The sequence below is a fragment of the Reyranella sp. genome (genome assembly GCF_050185545.1).
Taxonomy (GTDB): Bacteria; Pseudomonadota; Alphaproteobacteria; order Reyranellales; family Reyranellaceae; genus Reyranella.
The window spans coordinates 1-5,576 of record NZ_JBFWZI010000309.1; the positions used below are offsets into that span (position 1 = coordinate 1).

Below are 5,576 nucleotides of genomic sequence, written 5' to 3' on the forward strand. Positions count from 1 at the left end.
ACATGCCCACAGCCGCAACTACCAAAGACAATGATCGCTTGAAGAAGTAAAAAGGGAAGAAAGGAACGGCCTGCTCTTCAACTAACAGCCCCTCTCCGGTGGTCCACACTACGGGGTCCACTTCACCCGCGCAGTTCCGCCTCAGCGGCGCGATTGGTGAGATGGACCAGAGATCCTTGGATGTGGTGTAGGCGGCGTTGCATAAGCACGATCATCTCTCTCAGGTCGGATTGCTTTGCAGGATGAGGCATGCACGTCTCCCAACTCAATTAGGATAGGTCGCATCCTAGCGCAGAAGTTCGCGCTCGTCGCAAACCGCGCCAACTCCAATGGCCATGGGGCCAATCGCATTCGAAGGGCAGACGGCACAGGTCCAACTCGGTGCCGGTAAGGTTTGCGTCTTTTTGCAACAAGACCAACCTGACAACGCCACGAGACGGCCTGACATCGTCGCCTTGGCGCTCTGTAAGCACCTTGGGGTTATGCGAGTGCCATGAGTGCCATAGCTGGTTCGCTGAATGGCCGCTGTCAGTGCCGCGGAGCGAAGATCATGGGGCCGATCGAAGCGGATCAGAACGCCGCAGCCGGCGCCCCGGGGGCCGTCGCCCCAAGCGGCGATCGACGCGGTTCTCGAGATCAATCGGGGTCGGCAGTTCTTCGTTGGGGCAGAGAAAGCGAGTTGAGGAACTCGAACAGGTTGCCGCCGGGGAAGAGATACCCGGGAATACCTGCTGCTTCGGCTGCTTCGACGTCGCTCTCGCGATCGCCGATCATAAATGACCGCGAGGCGTCGACGGTCCAGTCGGCCATCAGCTTCCTGATCATGCCGGGACTGGGCTTGCGCAGGTCGGAGACGCGCCGGTAGCGCTCGATCGTGCCGTCGGGATGGAACGGGCAATACTCGGCGCAATCGATATGTGCGCCATGTCGGCCGAGCTCCTCGCCCATCCATTGGTGCAGGGCGACAACATGTGCCTCCTCGTAGAGGCCGCGGGCAATACCGGCCTGGTTGGTCACCACGAACACAAAGTAGCCGGCGTCGTTGAGCGACCGCACGGCCTTCTGCGCACCGGTCACCCAGCGGACCTGGTCGGTGCGATGGACATAGCCAGTGTCCACGTTCAGCACGCCATCGCGGTCGAGGAAGGCGGCCGGCCGGCGCGTCAGGCTCGGCACGAAGGTCTGGGCGCGCTCGAAATCCTCCGGGATGCCGATGTCAATGAACGGACCCTCGATGATACGCCCGGCGAGCGCGCCGGCGCGCGCCAGATCGGGCAGCACGTCGCGTTCGAGCGAACACGGCGCCGATCCTATCCACGACAAGATTTGCTTGTCCATCAGGTAGACGCCGGCACTGATCAGCTCGCCCGGCGGGCCCGATGGCGCGAAGCGCCGCACCTTGCCGTGCTCGATGGCGACCCGGACGAAGCGCGTGCCGGATATGCCGCTGGCGAGCGCCATGTGGACCAAGCCAGGCGGCGTATTGGGCGTGCGAGGAAGCAGTGACAGCCAGTTGAAATCGAGCAGGGAACCGCCGTTTACCAGGAAGAAGCGGTCATCCAGTCGCTCGGCCGACAGCGCCAGTGCCCCGGCCGTGCCGGCAGGTGAGGGTTCGACCGCCGTCTCGATGCGCATGCCGCGCATCGTGCGGCCGTCGTAGGCCCGCCTGATATCGCCCGCCTTGTAGCCGCACAACAGCAGAGCGCGCTTCACGCCGTGGCGCGCTGCCTCCTCCAGCAGATAGTCGAGAAAGGGCCGTCCGCCGACAGGCAGCATCGGCTTGGCCGTCTGCCGGGTCAGGTCCTTCAGCCGGGTCCCGAGACCACCGACGAGGAATACCGCCTGGTCGACGCTCACGCGACCGCTCCGCTACTGGTAACGTCAGGCTGCGCTTTCACGTCGAGCTGTCTCGGCTGGAGCCTCAGGTTGAGCGACCGTCAGCGGTATACGGGATTTGCCTCCTGATCGTAAGAGCCCTCGTCGCGGCCCGGCCGGCCGTCGATCAGCTTGATGTGCGCCTTGAAGGGGATGAAGCGGTCGGCATCGAGGACCTCGATGGCGTCCAGGACCTCCTGCCAGTAGCACGCCGGGTTAGGGCCGCCGACCGTCTCGCCGGCGTCCGGCACCGGCGCGGGCATCCTGCGGCGCGAATACACTGAAGTCCTGCCAGTGGTCGAAGCAATAGACGATCTCGGTGGGATCGCCGATGCAGAGCGCCGCGCGGATCGCCGCGGTAGATCACGGTGCCGCCCGGGAACTCGAGCACGGCGCCGGTCGTCACGCCCGGCATGTCCTCCGCGTCGAGGCGCACGCTCGCCCAGTGCGGCGAGTCGAGGCACGCCGCCGCCGGATCGCCGACGCCCCATGGCAGTCCGCGAAAGCCGCGCTGGCCAACCGACTCGTCGTCCGTCTCGCGCAAGGCGAGCCGGCCGCGCGCCGGAAAGCTCCAGCCGCCGACGCGCCGTCAGTTGCCGCTGCCCGGCCCGGCACCACACAGGACCAGGATCAGCGCGGACAGGTTCGCTTCAGCCACGATCGGCGCAGCCGCATTCGGTGCGCCGGGCGGCCGGTCGCTCACGGCAGGCCCATCGCTCACGGCAGGATCGCGTCGCCCTCGATCTCGACCTTGGCGTTGGGATCGATCAGGGCCGAGACCTGGACCAGCGTCATCGCCGGAAAGTGGCGGCCGAGCGTTGCACCCCACGCCGCGCCGATCGCGGCGCCGGCAGCGTTGAACTCGGCGATGTCGGTGACGTAGGCGCGCAGCGCCACCAGGTGCGTCGGCTCGCCGCCCGCCGCCTTCAGCACCGTCAGGAGATTCCTGAGCGCCACGCCCCACTGCGCGCCGGCGTCGGTCCCCGCCGGAATGTGCGCCTGGCCGGGCTCGCGGCCGATCTGGCCGGCGATGCGCACGCTCTTCGTGCCGGTGGCCACGACGGCGTGCGAGAAGCCGCGCGGACGCGGCCAGCCCTCGGGCAGGACCGGCGTGTAGGCGATGTCGGATGCGGGCATGGACGGGTTCCTCCGGGGTGATTGGAAGGAGCCTATCATTTCTTTTGGACCGCGGGCGTCCCGCCCGCTCATGAAGATGAAGAAGAAGAGCGGGCGAGACGCCCGCGGTCCAGTACATGAGTCGGCCCCGTTGCCAACCGCCGCCGCCGGTGTGACGTTGCCGCAAACCCCGGAGGAGACATTGCCATGCGCGACCCGCGCGCCCTTTTGGACACCGCCACTCTCGCCGCCGCGCTCGGCGATCCCAAGCTGCGCGTGTTCGACTGCACGACCTGGCTCGAGCCGACGCCCGCCGGCTCGCCCGAGCCCTACCACGCGGTGCCCGGCCGCAAGACGTTCGAGGACGGCCACGTGCCCGGCGCCGATTTCCTCGACCTGCAGGGGGAGTTCTCCGACACCGGCACGCCTCTGCATTTCATGATGCCGCCGGTCGGCCGGCTCGAGGCAGCGTTCGGCCGCCACGGCGTCGGGCCGGGCACGCGCGTGGTGCTCTACAGCATCGGCACGATGATGTGGGCGACGCGCTTCTGGTGGATGCTGCGGTCGCTGGGCTTCGACGACGCGGCGGTGCTCGACGGCGGCTTCGACAAGTGGAAAGCCGAGGGCCGGCCGATCGAGACGGGCGCGCCGCGCGGCTATCCGGCGGCGCGCTTCGTCGCCACGCCTCGTGCCGGGATGTTCGTCGATGCGGCGGCGGTGAAGGCCGCCATCGGCCGACCCGACACCGTGACGGTGAACGCGCTCGGCCCGCAATTCCATCGCGGGCTCGAGCCCAGCCGCTACGGCCGGCCGGGCCGCGTGCCGGGCAGCGTCAACGTGCCGGCCGCCACGCTGGTCGATCCGGCGACCAAGGCCTTCACCACGCTCGGCGACGCGGCGCAGAAATTCGCCGCCCAGGGCGTGACGAAGGACAAGCGCACGATCTGCTACTGCGGCGGCGGCATCTCCGCCACCATCGACCTCTTCCTGCTGCACCAGCTCGGCCACGACGACATCACGCTCTACGACGCCTCGATGGGCGAATGGGCGAAGACGGAATCGCTGCCGATCGAGACCGACTGAGGCAGCCGATGCCCGTCGTTCGGTCGCGCCGTCGCACAGCGGCGCTCGTCTCAGCGCTGGCCGCGCTCGGCCTGGCGTCGGCCGCGCCGCAGGCGCCGGCGCAGGACGTCGTCGACATCACGGCCTGGTTCGCCAGGGCCGCGGCCGAGCGTGGCGTCGGCCTCGCCCGCAAGACGCAACCGGTCGACGCGCGGCCGGCCCGACCGGGCGAGATCGTGGTCACCATGATCAAGGGCCAGGGCAAGGAGACACAAAGTCCGCCCGCCGCCGCCGGCGACTGGGTGGTGCGCAACCGTTGTCCCGAGACCGGCAACGAGGAGATCCTGGTGCGCGCCGCGACCTTCGCCGCTCGCTACGACGGCCCAATCGGGGGGCCGATCGGCGCCGCCGATGCCGAAGGCTGGCTGCCGTATCGCCCGCGCGGCAACCCGATGCGCTTCGTCACGGTGGCGGACGGCGACGGCGCGTTCCGCTTCACCGCGCCGTGGGGCGAGGCGATGATCGCCCGGCCGGGCGACCTGATCGTGCAGAACCCGGACAACGCGAAGGACACCTATCGCGTCGCCCGTGCGGCGTTCGCCTGCACCTACGAGGTGATAAACGAGCCGCGGCGGTGACGCCATGCGCTGGGAGCGCGCCACTTGAGGCGGAGTAACCTCTGCCGTCGATGGCGCTCATGGGATGTGTGATCAGCCAGAAGAGCGCCATCGGAGTGGCGCGCTCCCAGCACATGACCCCTCCTTCGCCGCATGGCGGCGACACCTCCCCGGCGGAGCCGGGGAGGATGAAGCATCACTGCTGCAGCACCCCGAGCGCCTTCAAGCGCGCGATCTCGTCGGCCGAGTAACCGGCCTCGCGCAGCAGCACCTCCGAATGTTGCCCGACGGCCGGGGCGCGGGCCGGGGCGACCTTGGTTTCGCCGTCGAGATGGAACGGGCTCGACACCGTGAGGCCGCCGCCGTCGGCGAAGGGGACCAGGGCGCCGCTGGCGCGCGCCTGGGCGTCGTCGGCCGCTTCGTTGACCGAGGCTACCGGGCCGAAGGTCACGCCGGCGCGCTCGAGAACGACCCGCCACTCCTCGAGGTCGCGCTTGGCGAAGATCGCCTCGAGGATCTCGGTGAGCACCTTGGCGTTGGCGCGCCGCGCCAGCTGCGTCTCGAAGCGCGGATCGGCCGCCAGGTGCTCGGCCTCGATCGCCTTCAGGAAGCCGGCGAGCTGGCGCGCCTCGTTGTGCAGCGCCATCAGGAACCAGCGCCCGTCGCGGCAGCGATAGTGGTTGGCGAGCGCGCTCGGCGTCTCCGTGCGCGGCGGGCGGTGCGCCACATGCTCGCCGAACAGCCGGTTCTGCACGTAGCAGCCGTTGGCCCACAGGCCGTTCTGCAGCAGCGATGTCTGCGCCACGCCGCCCCTGCCCGTGCGCTCGCGCCGGTAGAGCGCCGTCACGATGGCGGCGTAGAGCGCGGTCGCGGTCGGATGGTCGCCCATGCCCGGCATGGAGCGCA

General features: G+C 69.0%; 7 protein-coding genes. 2 read left to right on the forward strand and 5 right to left on the reverse strand.

Annotation, left to right across the window (positions count from 1 at the left end):
- Window positions 1-636: 636 nt before the first annotated feature.
- The 4 genes from AB7O82_RS36880 to AB7O82_RS36895 all read right to left on the reverse strand — a co-directional run bounded on the left by AB7O82_RS36880 (window position 637) and on the right by AB7O82_RS36895 (window position 3,012).
- Complete coding sequence (locus AB7O82_RS36880) at window positions 637-1,857, reverse strand: HAD-IIIA family hydrolase (protein ID WP_428621764.1); 1,221 nt, start codon at window positions 1,855-1,857, stop codon at window positions 637-639.
- A gap of 80 nt (window positions 1,858-1,937) precedes the next feature.
- Window positions 1,938-2,126, reverse strand: a complete 189-nt coding sequence (locus AB7O82_RS36885) for a hypothetical protein (protein WP_428621766.1) — start codon at window positions 2,124-2,126, stop codon at window positions 1,938-1,940.
- Window positions 2,127-2,464: 338 nt separating this feature from the next.
- On the reverse strand, window positions 2,465-2,596 hold the full coding sequence (locus AB7O82_RS36890) for a hypothetical protein (protein ID WP_428621767.1): 132 nt from the start codon (window positions 2,594-2,596) through the stop codon (window positions 2,465-2,467).
- The gene (locus tag AB7O82_RS36895) at window positions 2,593-3,012 is read right to left on the reverse strand and encodes a RidA family protein (protein ID WP_428621769.1); all 420 of its coding nucleotides are present in this window, start codon (window positions 3,010-3,012) and stop codon (window positions 2,593-2,595) included. The genes AB7O82_RS36890 and AB7O82_RS36895 overlap by 4 nt, the downstream gene beginning before the upstream one ends.
- Before the next feature lie 186 nt (window positions 3,013-3,198).
- Here AB7O82_RS36895 and AB7O82_RS36900 point away from each other — a divergent pair, with 186 nt between their 5' ends.
- Both AB7O82_RS36900 and AB7O82_RS36905 read left to right on the forward strand, forming a co-directional pair.
- Complete coding sequence (locus AB7O82_RS36900; RefSeq protein WP_428621770.1) at window positions 3,199-4,074, forward strand: sulfurtransferase; 876 nt, start codon at window positions 3,199-3,201, stop codon at window positions 4,072-4,074.
- 8 nt (window positions 4,075-4,082) lie between these two features.
- On the forward strand, window positions 4,083-4,691 hold the full coding sequence (locus AB7O82_RS36905) for a hypothetical protein (RefSeq protein WP_428621772.1): 609 nt from the start codon (window positions 4,083-4,085) through the stop codon (window positions 4,689-4,691).
- Between the two features lie 175 nt (window positions 4,692-4,866).
- Here the strand turns inward: AB7O82_RS36905 and AB7O82_RS36910 are convergent.
- The coding region (locus AB7O82_RS36910) for a CoA transferase (RefSeq protein ID WP_428621774.1) at window positions 4,867-5,576 on the reverse strand (710 nt) is incomplete at its 5' end.

What these genes read in the sequence shown, in the direction of transcription:
- AB7O82_RS36895 (WP_428621769.1), bottom strand. Translation starts at nt 3,012, where the DNA reads ATGCCCGCATCCGACATCGCCTACACGCCGGTCCTGCCCGAGGGCTGG.
- AB7O82_RS36900 (WP_428621770.1), top strand. Translation starts at nt 3,199, where the DNA reads ATGCGCGACCCGCGCGCCCTTTTGGACACCGCCACTCTCGCCGCCGCG.
- AB7O82_RS36905 (WP_428621772.1), top strand. Translation starts at nt 4,083, where the DNA reads ATGCCCGTCGTTCGGTCGCGCCGTCGCACAGCGGCGCTCGTCTCAGCG.